Genomic DNA, 15,331 nt, shown 5'->3' on the forward strand with positions numbered 1-15,331 from the left:
GTGCCCCAACGTTCCGGGTCGCCCGGGCGTCGACACTGCATGAGGACGATGCGGTGGCTCGCGGCGGTGGCCTTCACGGGGGCGGTGCTCGCGGGCTGCGCTCGGTCTCCCGACGGGGGCGTCGAGTATGGCGAGACGCTCGACCTGGGCGTGCCCGGCGAGGTCATCGAGACGGTGCCGGCCGTCGCCGGCTACCCCGCATGCGGCAACGAGCCGATCGTCTACGAGGGCACGACGTGGTACCCGTTCGAGCCCGCGAATCTCGACGAGTTCCCCCAGATCGAGGCGATGGTCGCTACCGGAGGCGGACTGGGCGGCGGGACCACGCGCGTCGCTCTCCCGGCCGTGGTCGAGCCGGGCGTCGGCGACGATGTCGGCACGCTCACGATCTACGAGGGCGGGCTCGCCTTCTGGATCTCGGACAGCGGCGGCCTCGAGACCTGGCTCACCGATCAGGAGCTCGAGTACTGGTGGCAGTGCTGAGCGAACCCCAACCATTCCGCGCCGCCGTGCGTTGTACCGGTATGGGGATCAGGGGGATTCTGGCGGGCGCGCTCGCAGGCCTCGCGCTCGCGGGGTGCAGCGCGGGGGACGATGCGTCGCGCGACGAGTACGGCGACCATGGTTCGCCGGGGGCCGTGCTCGACGTGCGTGAGGCCGTCGAGTACTACCCGGCGTGCGGGGACGAGTCGCTGACGATCGACGGCGTCGCCTGGTACCCGTACCAGCCGACCAACCTCGCGGACTTCCCCGACGACCCCCTCGCGGACGCGGGCGTGACCGAAGCCGCGGCCCTCGTCGACCCGGCCTACCTGCCGCTCGGGGCGGGGCCCGGGGCCGCTGCGGCCTCCGCGCCGCGCGCGGTCGCCGACGCTTCGATCGCACCCCCGGAGCCGGGAGACGACATCGGCACGTTTGTGATCTACGAGGGCGGCCTCGCCTACTGGGTGTCCGACTCCGGCGTCAGCGACGGCTGGCTCACGACGGATGTCATCGAGTACGACTGGATCTGCTGAGCGATGCGCCCCGGTCGGGGCGGAGGGTTGCTTGGGTGCCTTACGCCCGGCTCTCGTTCTGGAGTTCGCGCTTCTGGACCACCGCGACGGACGGCACGCCCCACCCGCGCTTGAGCGACAGCACGCGCAGCGCGAGGATCACGAGCAGCGGGAGCCAGAACACGACGAGCGGCGGCAGCCCCGCGGCCCACAGCGCCCAGTAGACGATCGCGCCGCCGAGCGCGGCGGTCGCGTAGAGCTGGCCGTTCCAGAACACCTCGGGCACCTGCGCGGAGAACAGGTCGCGCAGCACGCCTCCGCCCACGCCGTTGGCGATGCCGACGATGATCGCGGCGGCCGGGTGCGCGCCCACGTCGAGCGCGATCCCGGTGCCGATGACGACGAAGATCGCGAGGCCCGCGGCGTCGGAGTACTCGACGATGCGGTGGCGAGCGAAGGCGCCGAGGTCGCGGCGGCGGGCGAACGGCGCGATGACGAGCGCGACTCCGACCGCGACGACCACGAGGGCCGGGTTCTCGATCCAGAAGACGGGCTGCCCGAGCAGGAGGTCGCGCATCGTCCCTCCGCCCACGGCGACCACGCCCGCCAGGACCACGGCCCCAACCAGGTCCATGCGGCGTCGACTCGCGGCGACCGCGCCCGAGATGGCGAAGGCCACCGTGCCGAGGTACTCGAGCACGATGCGCAGCGCGCTGAGCGCATCGTCGAGGATCGCGTCGGTCGCGACGCTGCTCACCAGGTCCATGGGGTCCCTCCCTTCGGGCGACGTCCAAGCGTACGGCGTGAGGCCGCCGACCGGACGGTGCGACGGGTGGCGGGGCCCTGCTAGGTTCGAGCCCACCCCGGTGCGTCACGCATCGTCCTGGCCACGGCGTCGTCCTGGCCACCGCATCGTCCTGATCGAAGGGAACCCCATGCGCGCCCTCGCCCCTCTCGCCGTGCTCGGCCTCGCGACCGCGACGCTCACGGGCTGCTCGACGATCCAGGGCATCATCGACGGTCCGGTGCTGCAGGACTTCGCGGTGGGCGAGTGCCTCGACACCGACGGCGTCGTGAGCGGCGACGAGACCGAGGTCGGCACGATCCCCGTCGTCGAGTGCACCGAGGCTCACGACGCCGAGGTCTACTACGTGACAGACACGACCCTCACCGAGTTCGACGAGGAGGCGCTCTTCGACGAGGTGACGACGGCGTGCCTCGACGAGTTCCAGGCCTACGTCGGCGTCGCGTACGACGACTCGTCGATCTACTACTCCGCGATCTACCCCACGCAGGACAGCTGGGACATCGAGGACCGCCAGCTCGTGTGCCTCCTGACGGTCGACGAGGACGTCACCCAGTCGTTCCAGGGCTCGGGCGTCTAGGGCCTGCTGGCGCCCGCGCGGCACCCGAGATCGACCCCGGCTCGGGGGCTCCGGCGGGCTTGTAGACTTCAGGCATGCCCACCATCGTCGTCGACGTGATGCCCAAGCCCGAGATCCTTGACCCCCAGGGCAAGGCCGTCTCCTCCGCCCTCCCCCGCATCGGGATCGAGGGCTTCGCGCAGGTCCGCCAGGGCAAGCGCTTCGAGCTCACCGTCGAGGGCGAGGTGACCGAGGAGGTGCTCGCCGCCGCCCGCAAGGCCGCCGAGACCCTGCTGAGCAACCCGGTCATCGAGGACGTCGTGTCCGTGGCCGTCGAGGAAGTCTGAGCATGACTGCCCGCATCGGCGTCGTCACCTTCCCCGGCACGCTCGACGACCGCGACGCCGCACGCGCGGTGCGCCTCGCCGGCGCCGAGGCCGTGCCGCTGTGGCACGGCTCCGACAGCCTCGAGGACGTCGACGCGCTGGTGCTGCCCGGCGGCTTCTCGTACGGCGACTACCTGCGCGCCGGTGCGATCGCGCGCTTCGCGCCGATCATGGACAAGGTCGTGGACGCGGCCAACGGCGGCATGCCGGTGCTCGGCATCTGCAACGGCTTCCAGATGCTCACCGAGTCGCACCTGCTGCCCGGCTCGATGATCAAGAACGACCACCTCCACTTCGTGTGCCGCGACCAGACTCTGCGCATCGAGAACGCGGAGACCAGCTGGACCACGGAGTACCGGGCGGGCGAGGAGATCGTCATCCCGCTCAAGAACCAGGACGGCCAGTACGTCGCCGATGAGTACACGCTCGACCAGCTCGAGGCCGAGGGCCGCGTGGCCTTCCGCTACGTCGGCTGGAACCCGAACGGCTCGCGACGCGACATCGCCGGCATCACGAACGAGCGCGGCAACGTGGTCGGTCTCATGCCGCACCCCGAGCACGCCGTGGAGAAGGGCTTCGGGCCCGACTCCGTCGAGTCCGGCCGCGCCGGCACGGATGGCCTCGCGTTCTTCACGTCCGCCATCAAGGGCCTGCTGACGCTCGCGTAGCGTCCGGGGCCCGCGTGCACCGACCACGGCCTGCGCGCAGCCACGAAAGAGGAAACTGTGATCGTCGAGTCCGTCGTCCTGCCCGTCAAGCCCGGATTCGAGGCCGGCTTCGAGCGCGCCTTCCGCGCCGCCGAGCCCCTTCTCGCGCGTCAGCGCGGCTACGTGTCGAGCGCGCTGCGCCGCGGCGTCGAGGAGGAGTCGACCTATCTGCTCACGGTCGAGTGGGAGACCGTGGACAACCACGAGGTCGGCTTCCGCGAGTCTCAGGACTACCAGGAGTGGAAGGCCCTCCTGCACCCCTTCTACGTGACTCTGCCCGAGGTCCTTCACTACGGCGAGGACCTCTCCGGCGACGCCGAGTCGTGGGAGGAGGAGCCCGCAGAGTCCGAGGACGATGCGCTCGCCTCCTTCTGGGAGCGGTGCCGCAAGAACGTTCCCTCGCTGCCCGAGGAGGCCCCCGCGGCCTGGGCCTTCGGCGGCACGCGCGCCCACGCGGCGGGCCTGCTCGAGCTCGTGCTCGCGGGCGTCAAGACCGGCACCGCGTCCTCGCTGTGGGACTTCGAGGCCGAGGGCGACCCGCTGCCCGAGGTTGGCGAGGTCAACATCATCGTCGACGGTGACGGCGTCCCGCGGGCGCTGATCCAGACCACCGACGTGCGCACCGTGAAGTTCGACGAGGTCGACGAGGAGCACGCCGCCTCCGAGGGCGAGGGCGACCGGTCGCTCCACCACTGGCGCGTCGTGCACGCCCGCTTCTGGGACGAGTTCTCCGAGACCGGCTTCTCGCGGGACATGCCCGTGGTCTGCGAGCGGTTCGCGCTCGTCTACTCGGAGGCCGACCCGCGGCCGTAGTGGTAGCGCGCGGCTCCCGACGCGCCAGAGACGGGTCGCGCCACAGAAAGTTTGAACCAATCTGGACTCCGACACCCCGCCAGCGGGCCGGATCCGGCCCAGAGTTGCGGCGTGTCGATCTGAGATTGGTTCAAACTGTCGGGTGCGGGTGCGGGTGGTGTCAGGCGCTGAGCCGGCTCCGCAGCTCCGCGAAGGCGTCGAAGGTCTTGCGGTTGAGGTCCGCGCCGAGCTGGTTCGGGATCGTGACGAGCAGAGTGTCCGCGTCCATGACGGCCTCGTCCTCGCGCAGCTCGCGCTCGAGCTTGTCGATGTCGCCCACGTAGGTCTTGCCGAACGTCGACACCGCGTTGTCGAGCTCGCCGATCTGATCGCGGTTCGCGCCCATGAGGTCGCGTTCGAGGTGCGGCCCGAAGTAGGTGCGCGTCTCGTCGTCCACGATCGGCATGATCGAGCGCGAGATCGACACCCGCGGCTCGCCCGGATGGCCGGCCTCGCGCCACGCGTCGCGGAAGACCTCGATCTGCCGGCGCTGGACCACGGGCATCGGCTCTCCCGTCGCCTCCGCGACGAGCGTCGAGGACATGAGGTGCATGCCGAGCTCGCCGACGCGTCGCGCGGACTCGTTGCCGCCAGCGCCGTACCAGATGCGGTCGCTCAGCCCGGGGGACTGCGGCTGGATCGGGAGCAGCTCGCCGGGCAGCGCGTGGGCGCGCGCTCCGGGCTGGGCGATCCCCTGGCCCGAGATCGCCTCGCGGAAGCGCGCGATCCTGTCCGCCGCATCGTCCGCGGGCGTCATGCCGACCGGCAGGGGGTAGCCGAAGGTGTCTGGCCCATCCGCGGCGGGCTCGGGTGAGCCGCGCGAGACGCCGAGCTGGAGCCGTCCGCCCGAGACGAGGTCCGCGGTCGCGGCCGCCTCGGCCATGTACAGCGGGTTCTCGTAGCGCATGTTGATCACGCCCGTGCCGAGCTCGACGCGCGACGTGCGCGCGCCCATCGCGGCGAGCAGGGGGAACGGGGAGGAGGTGTTCTGCTCGAAGTGGTGGATGCGCAGCCAGGCGCCGTCCATCCCAGCGTCCTCGGCGGCCTCGGCCAGGCGGATCGTGTCGTCGACCACGTCCTTCGCCGTCCGGACGCGGGAGCCGGGCGCGGCCGACCACCATCCGAACGACAAGAATCCGATCCTCAACATCGTTCCTCCGCTGTGCATTTCAAGGGGTGGCCCTCGCTCTCAACACTAGGCCGCACCGCGCCATTCCGGCACTCGCTGGCGCCCGCACGGCTAGCCGGCCCTCCAGCGATAGATTGGCGTCATGATCACGATCCGCGAGGTGGCGGCCGACGAGCCGCAAGCCCTCGCCCTGTGGCACGACCAGCAGCACGAGCTGATGGAGCGATACGACGACCCGGACCTGGTGATCGAGACCGAGTTCCCGACCTTCGTCCGCTCGCTCGTGGGCTACGCGGACGGCGAGGCGGTGGCCACGGTGCTGCTGCGCTGGTCGCCGTATCACGAGGCCGGCGCGATCGAGCTCAAGCGCCTCTACGTCCGCCCCGACCACCGCGGCAGGGGCCACTCGCGCGCGCTCATGGGCGTCGCCGAGTCGGTCGCGCGGCGCGCTGGCGCGACCCGGATCGTCCTCGAGAGCGGCGATCAGCAGCCGGAGGCCCTGCAGCTCTACGAGCGGGTCGGCTACGAGCGCATCACCAACTACGGGACGTGGAAGGACGACGAGGGTACGCTCTGCTACGGCCGGGTGCTGCCGACGCGGCTCCTGGTCGTGAACGGATCGATCGGCGCAGGCAAGACCGCGGTCGCCGCGGGCGTGCTGGATGCCCTCAGGGAGCGCGGTGCCCGCGCGGCGTTCATCGACGCCGACTCGCTGTGCCAGGCCGTGCCCGCCGGCGAGGACGATCCGTATCACCAGGAGCTCATGTTCGCCGCGATCGCCAAGATCGCGCCCGTGTACCGGCACCGCGGCTACGGCTGCATCGTCGTCCCCCGCGTGGTCGAGGACGCCGACGACCGGGCCCGCTGGGCGCGTGCCTTCGCAGCCGACGTCGGCGCCCCGGAGGTGACGGTCGCGCGCGTCACGGCGCCGCTCGAGGTGCGTAGGAGCCGGATCGATATGCGAGAACCCGAGGGGTACTGGCGCGACTGGGCGCACGCCAGGACGATCGAGCTGGACGAGGTCCTCGAGGACCTGGACCTGGACGATGTGGTGGTCGAGAACGTCGGCCGCACCGCCAAGGAGACGGCGGAGGAGCTGCTGGCCGAGATCGGCTGGTAGCGCTCGGGGCTCGGTCAGGTGGCGGCGACGATGCCGGGGCTCACGCGACCGTGACACCGGACAGCAGCGCCCACCGCCAGTCCGACTCGTGCGCGCGGATCCACGCCGCGTCGCGACGCCACACGTCGCCGACGCCGCGCGCCCACAGCTCGTTCCACGGCGCGGTTCCGGTGCGGGCCATCGCCTCGAGGTAGTCGTACATCCTGGCGGAGCGCTGGGCGAGCAGCGGCACGAGCCTCTCCCGGTCCGCCTCGGACAGGCCGTAGCCATCGGCGATGCCGCGCAGGCGCGCGGTGCTCCCGCGCAGATCCGAGTCCGCGCTGTATAGCGGGGCGAATGCGTGCGCGACGTGCGCGAGGTCCCACAGGCGCGTGCCGGGGGCGGCCGCGTCCCAGTCGATCGCCGCGAGCGTCCCGTCCTCGCGCAGGACGATGTTGGACGGCGCGAGGTCCTGATGCACCACGAGGTCGCCGCCAGGAGACGGGATCCCAGCGAACCACTGTGCGTCGGTGGGAGGGACGAAGTGCTCGAGGGCGTCGTGCATCTCCCGCACGAAACGGCCCAGGCGCTGCGGATCGAGCGCCTCAGCGGGCGCGCGCGGGTTGTCGAGCCTGGTGCCGGGCACGAACTCGACCAGGTGCCGACCCTGGTCGTCCCAGCCGAAGGACCTCGGCGCGCCATGGAAGCCGACGCTCTCGAGGTGGGTCAGCAGGGCGTGCAGCGCACCCGAGTAGGGATCCGGGGCGTCGGAGTCGATGCTCGACCGGCTGATGGTCTCGGCCGGGTTCGGGACGGCCGGGGTCGCTGCCGACGGCGCCGCCTGCGGGGTCGGCGCGGTGGGAGGGCCGAGCAGTGCCGCGGGGGCGGTGAGGACGATGCGCTCGCCGGGTCGAGGCGCGATGACGACGGTGCGGCGGCGGCGCGGCAGGAACGACTGCGCGGCGGCGAGGCCGGGGCGGCGCCGCGGGAGCAGGGGTGCGGGGGCCGGCTTCGGAGGAGTCGGGCGGGCCTGCGGGGGCGAGGGCGCGTCCGCAGGTGCCGGCCTTGGCGTGAGAGTCGGGGGCTCCGGAGCCGTGGGCTTGGGCGCCTGAGCCGCCGGCGAGGACGGCACCGCTGCGGCCGATGCGGTCGGTGCGGGCGCGGGCGCGGGCGCGGGCGCTGCGGGCGTCGCCGATGCAGCCGCGGGGGAGACCGGCGGCACCGGTCCGGCCGCAGGGGAAGCCGGCGGTACCGGTGCAGCTGCAGTGGATGCAGTGGTTGCAGGCGGTGCAGGGGGCTCGGGTGAGGCCTGCGCGGCGGGCTCGGGGGCGACCCGCGGGCGCTTTCCGTGCGATCCGTCGACATAGGCGGCCGCCGCGTCGGTGCGCGCGATCGCCCGCCGGGGCTCGGGCTGCCCGTACGGCGTGGGAAGCGGTCCCCGCGGGGGCGCTCCCGCGGGGGTGCTCGCCTCGGAGTCGGGTCGCCAGGCCCAGCCGGGGGGCCACGTCGGCTCGACGATCCGCTGTGTCGGCTTCGGCGAGCGGTCTCCCGTGACGCGGGCCACGGCCCACTCGAGGCCCTCGATGCTGTCGGCGAGGCGAGCCGCCGCGTCGTCGTGGCCGACGGCGTGAACGACGATCCTGCCGTTCCAGCCCGAGTCGACGAGCACGTGCGAGACCCATCGGTCCCGGCTTCCGGCGCCGAAGGGCAGCACGAGCCGGCCCGACAGCTCGGCACCCGCATCGACGCCCGAGACGACGATCGCCACGAGCGCCTCGCCGAGCAGCTCGATCACCGCATCGAGGTCCGCCGCGTGGTGCTGCGCGTGATGCAGCTGCAGGCCGATGCCGACGTTCTTGAGGCCACGTCGCGCGAGGGCCTCGACGATGTCGTGCATGGTGTGCGGCTCGCCCGCCCAGCCGCCGTGGTTCGTGAGGATCACGCACAGGCCGTGCGAGTGCGCGAGGCGCGCGAGCGACGTGAGGTGGTCGGCGGCGCGCTCGACCTCGACCTCGTGCCCGCGCTCGGACAGCGGAGCAGGCGCGCCGGGCGCCTCGAATGCGATCGGCACCCACAGGTCGGGGAACAGTCCTCGTCGCGTGACGATGTCCATGAGGCCGCGCAGCCCCGCAGGGACGATGCCGAAGCGCCCCGCGTAGCCGGGCTCACCCAGGTCGGGGAGCGGGTGAGGGGCCCAGATGCCGTCTAGGGTGACGCCCTCCCTGCGCAGCGCATCGAGCGTCGCGATGCGCGAGCCCAGGTCCTGGTCGAAGTTGTCCCAGATGACCCGCGTCAGTCCGAGGGTGCGGAGCATCTCCGCGTGCGACGCCGCGTCCCTGTCGATCGCGTCGAACCGCAGATGGGTCGCCGACAGCTGGTCGCGGGCGGCCCATTCGGGGGCGCCGCGGCCAGGCCGCGGCACGCGCGAGGGAAGCGTCATCGCCCTCTCTCCTTCTCGGGTTCAGGAAAGATATCGGCTTACGAGAGGCAGAACTCCAGTGCCGCGGCGGCATGAATTTCGAGAGAGTCGAAGTAAGGGATGTCGACGTCGTCCGCGGTGAGCACCATCGGGATCTCCGTGCAGCCCGCGATCACGCCCTGAGCGCCGCGCTCCACCAGGCGCGCCGTGGCGTCCCTCACGAGGGCACGGCCCTCGTCCTCCACGATGCCGTGGGTCAGCTTGCTGTAGACCAGCTGGTGGACCTGCTCGAGCGCGGGCTCCTCCGGCACGAGCACGGTGACGCCGTTCGCGGCCATGCGCTCGCGATAGAACGGCATCCGCATCGTGAAGCCGGTGCCGAGCAGCGCGACGGTGTCGAGGCCCTGCGCCTTGATGGCCTTGGCGGTCTCGTCGATCATGTGGATCACGGGCACGTCCACCGCGGCCTGCACCGAGGAGGCGGCGACGTGCATCGTGTTCGCGCAGATGATGATCGCCTCGGCACCGCCGTCGACGAGCCAGCGCGCGTCCTGCGCGAAGGTGCGCGCAAGGCCGACCCAGTCGCCCGCGTGCTGGGACTGGCCTACGTCGCCGAAGTCGTAGTGCCGGATCACGAGGTCGGCGGTGCGGTCGGGGATCGCCGCCGCGACTCCCTCGTGGAGCAGCCGCTCGTAGACAAGCGTGCTGTGCCAGGTGATTCCCCCGAGCAGGCCGATTCTCCGCGGTGACGTGCGCATGACCACGACCCTAGACCCCCGCACGCCTTCTGGGCGAGAAGTACTTTTGCGCAGCCGGGAATGTCCTGGCGACGAGGTGCCCTGGTAGGTCTGCGTGTGGAGGTGCGCGCTCCGCTCTCCGCGGACGCCCCTAGACCTTCCAGTATGCTGGAAGCATGCGCATCGGAGATCTCGCGACCCGGGCGGGGGTGACCGCCAAGACCATCCGCTACTACGAGTCGATCGGCCTCATGGAGGACGTGCCGCGCGGCGCCAACGGCTACCGCGACTACGGCGACGACGCCCTCGATCAGCTGCGGTTCATCCGCGACGCCCAGGCTGCGGGCCTGTCTCTTGCAGAGGCTGGCGAGATCCTCGCGATGAAGCGCGCGGGAGAGTCGACGTGCCGTCACACGGGTGAGCTCCTCGAGCGCCGGCTCGAGGACATCGACCGCCAGATCGAGAGCCTGCTCGCCGCGAAGGCCGAGCTGCTCGCGATGCAGGCGCGCGCCGAGAACCTCGATCCCGGCGCGTGCAACGACCCCGCGCGGTGCCAGGTGATCGAGGCCGGCCGCGCCGGGGTGCACGGCCACGCGCACGGAGCCTCGCGCGGCCCCTCGATGCTCGGGGCCACCATCCCCGTGAGGTCCGGCGCATGAGATTCCGATTGCCCTCGCCGCGGCGTCGCGTTCCCGCCGCGCTCACCTCGGGGGGCGACGCCGCGCCGACCGCCCCGATCTCCGTCGCCGACACCGCACCTGTGGACGGCGAGCCTGGCGGCGGTGCTCCCGCATCGTCCGGGGGTGAGGACGTCGAGCTGCGCATCGCCGGCATGACCTGCGCGGGCTGCGCGACGACGATCCGCGACGGCCTGCTCCAGCTGCCCGGCGTCGCGTCCGCCGGGGTCAGCCCGGTCACCCACCGCGCGGCGCTCCGCCCCGACGGCACGGTGCCGGCCGAGGATCTCGAGATGCTCGCCGAGGCCGCGATCACGGGTCTCGGCTACCGCGTCGTCGACGAGCGCTGAGATTCGCGGGCGACCTGCGGTCCTGCCGGAGTCCGCGTCTGGCGTCCCGCATGGCCTCCATTCCTGGGTCCCACCGCTTGACCTTCCCCTCCACTGGAAGGTCTAACCTCGAGATCATCCGGTGTCCTCGAAGGGACGCCCCGACCCGAAGGAGCTCCCATGGCCTCGAGCATCGACATCACCGTCCAGGGCATGACCTGCGGCGGCTGCGCCAATAAGGTCCGCACCGTCCTTGAGGGCACCGACGGCATTGCCGGCGCGGAGATCGACGTCGCGTCGGGCGCCGTCAAGGTCCTCATCGACGGCACTGTGCCCGCCGATGACCTCGAGTTCGCGATCGACGAGGCCGTCACCGGCGTCGGCTACACCGTCGCCTGAGCCGAGCGCCGCGCCCCCGACGTCTCCCGTGCGCTGCGGGCGCCCGCTTCAGCGCACGCGATGTCTCCTGTAGGCGACTCATGCCCGCTTCGGCGCCAGAAATGTCACCTGTAGGCCAGTGAGACCCTCTCTCCCCTGGAGACCCCGATGAGCACCCCCACCGACACGGCCCCCGCAGCCGACTCGAATGCCGCCCCCGTCACGCTCCCCGTCGAGGGCATGACGTGCTCGAGCTGCGCCGCCACGATCCAGGGCGGCCTCGCCCGGCTCGACGGCGTCGCCGACGCGAACGTCAACTTCGCGACCCGCCGCGCCACCGTCCAGGCGGACGGCACGATCGACCCCGACGTGCTCGCCGAGATGATGCGCTCGACCATCGCGAGCCTCGGCTACGAGGTGCCCGCGCAGGAGGCCGACGGCGACCAGCTCGCGCACGAGCACGAGCAGCACGCCAGGTCCGACGCCGCGCGGATCGCCGACTACCGCCGTCGCTTCATGGTCGCGGCGGTCCTCACCGTGCCGCTCATGGCGATCTCGATGATCCCCGCCCTGCAGTTCGGCGGATGGGAGTGGCTGGCCCTCGCGCTCGCGACCCCGGTGGTCGCGTGGTCCGCGTGGCCCTTCCACCGCGCGACGATCGGCGCGGCCCGTCACCTCAGCACCACTATGGACACCCTCGTGACGATCGGCACCGTCGCGGCGTGGACGTGGTCGACGGTCGTGCTCGTGGGACACGCGACCGGCGCACTCGCGCACACGCACGTCTACTTCGAGACCGGCGCGGTGATCGTCACCCTGATCCTGCTCGGCAAGTGGATGGAGGTGCGCTCGTCGGCCCGTGCGGGCGACGCGATCCGCGCGCTCAGCACCCACCAGGCAAGCACCGCGACCCTCGAGGACGGCAGCATCATCGACCGCGCCGACCTCGAGATCGGCATGCGCTTCGTCACGCGTCCGGGTGAGATCGTCGCGACCGACGGCGTCGTCGTCGACGGCGAGGCCGCGGTCGACGCGAGCCTCGTCACCGGCGAGTCCGTGCCGGTGCGCGTGGAGGCCGGCGGCGACGTGGTCGGCGGCACGGTCGCCACGGACGGCGCCCTCACGATCGAGGCGACCCGCGTCGGCTCCCAGACGATGCTGGCTCAGATCGCGCGGATGGTGGACGAGGCGCAGAACGGCCGGGCGCGCGTGCAGCGCCTCGCCGACAGGGTCGCGCGGATCTTCGTGCCTGCGGTGATCGCGCTCAGCGTGCTGACCCTCGCGGGCTGGCTCGTCACGGGCCACGGCGCCGCCGACGCGTTCACTGCGGCGGTCGCGGTGCTCATCATCAGCTGCCCGTGCGCGCTCGGCCTCGCGACGCCGCTCGCGATCATGGTCGGTACGGGCCGCGGTGCGCAGCTCGGCGTGCTCGTCAAGGGCCCCGAGGCGCTCGAGGACACGCGCGAGGTCACGACCATCGTCCTCGACAAGACGGGCACCGTGACCGAGGGGCGCATGACCCTCGTCTCCGCCGTGGCCGCGGGCGACCACAAGGACGAGGCCGAAGCGCTGCTCGACGCCGTCGCCTCGGTCGAGGCCCGCTCGGAGCACCCGATCGCGAAGGCCATCGCGGACTCCCGCCCCGGCCGCGTCCCCGTCAAGGGCTTCCGCGCGCTCGCGGGCTCGGGGGTCGTGGCGACCGTCAAGGGCGCGGCCGCCGACGGCTCGAACGCCGAGGTGCACGTCGGCTCCCGCCGCCTGTTCGACGAGGTGCCCGCCGAGATCGAGGAGCTCGCCCAGGCCTCGGAGCGCGAGGGCCGCACAGCCGTGCTCGCTGGCCGCGCCCCCGCATCGTCCGGGGGTCTGGGGACCGGGGCGCTCGCCGTCCGCCCGCCGCTCGTCGCCGAGGCGATCCTCGTGGTGAGCGACGTCGTGAAGCCCACCTCGCACGAGGCCGTGGAGGCCTTCCGCGATCTCGGCCTCGACGTCGTCCTGCTTACTGGCGACAACATGCGCGCCGCCAAGGTGGTCGCGGACGAGGTCGGCATCGAGCGCGTCATCGCCGAGGTCCTCCCCGCCGACAAGGCCGACGTGGTGGCCGGGCTCCAGGCCGAGGGCGCCCGCGTCGCGATGGTCGGCGACGGCATCAACGACGCCCCCGCGCTCGCCCAGGCCGACCTGGGGCTCGCGGTCGGGACCGGCACCGACGTGGCTCGCGAGGCCTCAGACCTCACGATCGTGTCGGGCGACCTGCGCGCCGCCGCCGATGCGATCGCCCTGTCCCGGCGCACCCTGTCGACGATCCGCGGGAACCTGTTCTGGGCCTTCGCGTACAACACGGCGGCGATCCCGCTCGCGGCGCTCGGCATCCTCAACCCGATGATCGCGGCGGCCGCGATGGGCGGCTCGAGCCTGTTCGTCGTCGGGAACTCGCTGCGGCTGCGGGGCTTCGCGGGCTACCGCTCGGCGTCGGCCGACTGATCCTGCGCGCGCGAGGGCGTCGCTGTCGCTGATGCGCTCGCGGACGCGCCGATCGCGTCGCTCTCCGCGGCCTCGACCGCCTTGCGCGCGTGCTGGAGCTCCTGGATCGCCTGGTTGTAGCGCACGGATCCCACGCCGTCGTCGTGCGCCGTGATGAGGACGTCGAGCTGCGCGCGCTGGAAGCGCGCGAACGCGAGCGCCGCGACCGGGCCGTAGCGCTCGGCCATGTCGCGACGGTTGCTGCGGCGCTCGCGGCGGTTCTCGAGGCTCGCGAAGTCGACGGTGCTGACGTGCTCGTCGGGCACCAGGTCCCGCGCGTCGAGGTGCAGCGCGCGCCGCTCGCGCATGTGCACCCAGCGCAGCGTGGCGAGCGCGAGGATGAGCACGGGCACGCTCTTGACGATCGCGGTCGGCACGGTGCCCAGCTGGATCAGCGGCGAGTTGAAGAAGCCGTGCAGGAGCATCGAGGCGCCAAGCGATCCGACGAGCACGGACCAGCGTCGTCCCGGGCCGCTCACCGAGCCGAAGAAGTACCCGACCGCAGCGCCCGTGATCGCGGTGTAGGTGGCGTGCGACCACAGGCCCGTGACGAAGCCGCGCAGCACGAAGGTCTCGAGCACGACCGAGGCCTCGGCACCCTGGGCGGACCACTGGGTCGAGTACAGGAAGTTCTCCGTCACCTGGAAGCCGAGCCCGACGAAGACGCCGAAGAAGAGGCCGTCGGACGCGGATCTCACGCGCGCGCCCGGGATGAACGCGAGCGCGGCGACCACGAGCATCTTGAGCGGCTCCTCGACCACGGGCGCCGCGATCGCCGAGTCCCACGGGGAGGTGCCACCGCGCAGCGAGGCGAGGATGCCGTGCATGGCCGGGGCGGCGACCATCGCGATGCCCGCGACGAGCACGGCGCCGCTCACGTACGCGACCGTCGTCGTGCGCAGCGAGCGACGCTCGAACATCTCGAAGCGGTAGATCAGCAGACCCGCGACGATGCTGTAGGCCGACCACAGGGCGAACGCCAGCAGGCCGAGCGCGGGCTCGGAGATGAGCGCGTTCCAGAAGGCCGGGGCCAGCCTCACGGCTCCGGCGAGGGTGAGGACCAGTCCCACCCACAGCACGGGGTGGCGGAAGTCGAGGACGGAGGTGGTGCGAGGTGCGATCATGAGTTGTTCGCCTTCGAGAAGCGCAGCGACTCGACGAGCGCCTGTGCCGACCCGAACACCGTCTCGAGCGAGGTGGCGGGCGAGGTCATCACGACCGACACCTGCTGGTCGTCGTGCTGCACGATCCACACCAGTTGAGCGTCGGTGGGGTTCTGCGCCGACAGCAGGATCGCGGGGTCGCCCGCGATCGTCTCGAACTCCTGCGGCGCGCTCACGACCCACTGGCCCTCGGTGTCGCTCTCGAGCTGGTCGAGGGTGGGCTGGATCGCCTCCTCAAGGCTGCCGCTCACCGCGATCACGGGCGTCACGATCAGGGTCGCGCCGGCCTGGGTGAAGACGTGGAAGGTCTCCGAGTCGGCGTCGTACGCCCAGCCCTCGGGCGGGACGACGCTCGTGCCCTGGGCGGCGACGATGCGGCCGGCATCGACCGACGGGGCGCGCAGCGCGCCATCGATCATGGGCAGGCCGACCAGGTAGAACACCGCGATGAGCGCGACGATCAGCGCGCTGCGGAAGCCGGTGCGACCGATGAGCTGGATCGAGAGGGGGATGCGGCCGGTCACGCCCGTCTCGGGAAGGAACATGTGCTCTCCCTCCCGCTCGACTGCCGACCTT

17 protein-coding genes are annotated in these 15,331 nt (G+C 72.0%); 11 read left to right on the forward strand and 6 right to left on the reverse strand.

Annotation, left to right across the window (positions count from 1 at the left end; all coding sequences use genetic code 11):
- Positions 1–48 precede the first annotated feature (48 nt).
- Positions 49–483 carry a hypothetical protein gene (locus tag B7K23_RS05030; protein ID WP_084125281.1) on the forward strand — a complete coding sequence of 145 codons (435 nt, stop codon included), beginning with the start codon at positions 49–51 and terminating at the stop codon, positions 481–483.
- A gap of 41 nt (positions 484–524) precedes the next feature.
- Positions 525–1,016, forward strand: a complete 492-nt coding sequence (locus B7K23_RS05035; RefSeq protein WP_084125282.1) for a hypothetical protein — start codon at positions 525–527, stop codon at positions 1,014–1,016.
- Positions 1,017–1,056: 40 nt separating this feature from the next.
- Here B7K23_RS05035 and B7K23_RS05040 read toward each other — a convergent pair whose 3' ends face one another.
- Complete coding sequence (locus B7K23_RS05040; protein WP_084125283.1) at positions 1,057–1,761, reverse strand: trimeric intracellular cation channel family protein; 705 nt, start codon at positions 1,759–1,761, stop codon at positions 1,057–1,059.
- A 169-nt stretch (positions 1,762–1,930) separates the two neighbouring features.
- Between B7K23_RS05040 and B7K23_RS15680 the strand changes: the two genes are divergently transcribed.
- The 4 genes from B7K23_RS15680 to B7K23_RS16095 all read left to right on the forward strand — a co-directional run bounded on the left by B7K23_RS15680 (position 1,931) and on the right by B7K23_RS16095 (position 4,265).
- On the forward strand, positions 1,931–2,380 hold the full coding sequence (locus tag B7K23_RS15680; protein ID WP_159451316.1) for a septum formation family protein: 450 nt from the start codon (positions 1,931–1,933) through the stop codon (positions 2,378–2,380).
- A 74-nt stretch (positions 2,381–2,454) separates the two neighbouring features.
- The gene (purS, locus tag B7K23_RS05050) at positions 2,455–2,706 is read left to right on the forward strand and encodes a phosphoribosylformylglycinamidine synthase subunit PurS (protein ID WP_084125284.1); all 252 of its coding nucleotides are present in this window, start codon (positions 2,455–2,457) and stop codon (positions 2,704–2,706) included.
- Positions 2,707–2,708: 2 nt separating this feature from the next.
- On the forward strand, positions 2,709–3,413 hold the full coding sequence (purQ, locus tag B7K23_RS05055) for a phosphoribosylformylglycinamidine synthase subunit PurQ (protein WP_084125285.1): 705 nt from the start codon (positions 2,709–2,711) through the stop codon (positions 3,411–3,413).
- Positions 3,414–3,470: 57 nt separating this feature from the next.
- Entirely contained in the window at positions 3,471–4,265 is a 795-nt protein-coding gene (locus B7K23_RS16095; protein ID WP_307175362.1) for an ASCH domain-containing protein, read from the forward strand.
- Between the two features lie 160 nt (positions 4,266–4,425).
- Here B7K23_RS16095 and B7K23_RS05065 read toward each other — a convergent pair whose 3' ends face one another.
- Positions 4,426–5,454 (reverse strand): LLM class flavin-dependent oxidoreductase, encoded by a 1,029-nt coding sequence (locus B7K23_RS05065; protein WP_084125286.1) that lies wholly within the window; start codon positions 5,452–5,454, stop codon positions 4,426–4,428.
- Between the two features lie 121 nt (positions 5,455–5,575).
- Here B7K23_RS05065 and B7K23_RS05070 point away from each other — a divergent pair, with 121 nt between their 5' ends.
- The gene (locus B7K23_RS05070) at positions 5,576–6,553 is read left to right on the forward strand and encodes a GNAT family N-acetyltransferase (protein ID WP_084125287.1); all 978 of its coding nucleotides are present in this window, start codon (positions 5,576–5,578) and stop codon (positions 6,551–6,553) included.
- A gap of 40 nt (positions 6,554–6,593) precedes the next feature.
- Here B7K23_RS05070 and B7K23_RS16060 read toward each other — a convergent pair whose 3' ends face one another.
- Both B7K23_RS16060 and B7K23_RS05080 read right to left on the reverse strand, forming a co-directional pair.
- A complete protein-coding gene (locus tag B7K23_RS16060) occupies positions 6,594–8,972 on the reverse strand; it encodes a TIM barrel protein (RefSeq protein ID WP_200809768.1) in 2,379 nt (792 codons plus the stop codon).
- 38 nt (positions 8,973–9,010) lie between these two features.
- Positions 9,011–9,709 carry an aspartate/glutamate racemase family protein gene (locus B7K23_RS05080; RefSeq protein WP_084125288.1) on the reverse strand — a complete coding sequence of 233 codons (699 nt, stop codon included), beginning with the start codon at positions 9,707–9,709 and terminating at the stop codon, positions 9,011–9,013.
- Between the two features lie 155 nt (positions 9,710–9,864).
- Here B7K23_RS05080 and B7K23_RS05085 point away from each other — a divergent pair, with 155 nt between their 5' ends.
- The 4 genes from B7K23_RS05085 to B7K23_RS05100 all read left to right on the forward strand — a co-directional run bounded on the left by B7K23_RS05085 (position 9,865) and on the right by B7K23_RS05100 (position 13,553).
- On the forward strand, positions 9,865–10,347 hold the full coding sequence (locus B7K23_RS05085; protein WP_084125289.1) for a MerR family transcriptional regulator: 483 nt from the start codon (positions 9,865–9,867) through the stop codon (positions 10,345–10,347).
- Positions 10,344–10,715 carry a heavy metal-associated domain-containing protein gene (locus tag B7K23_RS05090; RefSeq protein ID WP_084125290.1) on the forward strand — a complete coding sequence of 124 codons (372 nt, stop codon included), beginning with the start codon at positions 10,344–10,346 and terminating at the stop codon, positions 10,713–10,715. Before B7K23_RS05085 ends, B7K23_RS05090 begins: the two co-directional genes overlap by 4 nt.
- A gap of 159 nt (positions 10,716–10,874) precedes the next feature.
- Positions 10,875–11,093, forward strand: coding sequence for a heavy-metal-associated domain-containing protein (locus tag B7K23_RS05095; RefSeq protein ID WP_084125291.1), 219 nt, complete (start codon positions 10,875–10,877; stop codon positions 11,091–11,093).
- Positions 11,094–11,240: 147 nt separating this feature from the next.
- On the forward strand, positions 11,241–13,553 hold the full coding sequence (locus tag B7K23_RS05100) for a cation-translocating P-type ATPase (RefSeq protein WP_084125292.1): 2,313 nt from the start codon (positions 11,241–11,243) through the stop codon (positions 13,551–13,553).
- On the opposite strand, the gene B7K23_RS05105 is transcribed toward B7K23_RS05100, so the two are convergent.
- Both B7K23_RS05105 and B7K23_RS05110 read right to left on the reverse strand, forming a co-directional pair.
- Positions 13,529–14,716: a PrsW family intramembrane metalloprotease gene (locus tag B7K23_RS05105; RefSeq protein ID WP_084125293.1), complete on the reverse strand. Its 1,188-nt coding sequence runs from the start codon at positions 14,714–14,716 to the stop codon at positions 13,529–13,531. The two genes, B7K23_RS05100 and B7K23_RS05105, sit on opposite strands and share 25 nt — an antisense overlap.
- Positions 14,713–15,300, reverse strand: coding sequence for a hypothetical protein (locus B7K23_RS05110; RefSeq protein WP_084125294.1), 588 nt, complete (start codon positions 15,298–15,300; stop codon positions 14,713–14,715). The genes B7K23_RS05105 and B7K23_RS05110 overlap by 4 nt, the downstream gene beginning before the upstream one ends.
- Between the last annotated feature and the right edge of the window lie 31 nt (positions 15,301–15,331).

Source organism: Demequina sp. NBRC 110054 (assembly GCF_002090115.1).
Taxonomy (GTDB): Bacteria; Actinomycetota; Actinomycetes; order Actinomycetales; family Demequinaceae; genus Demequina.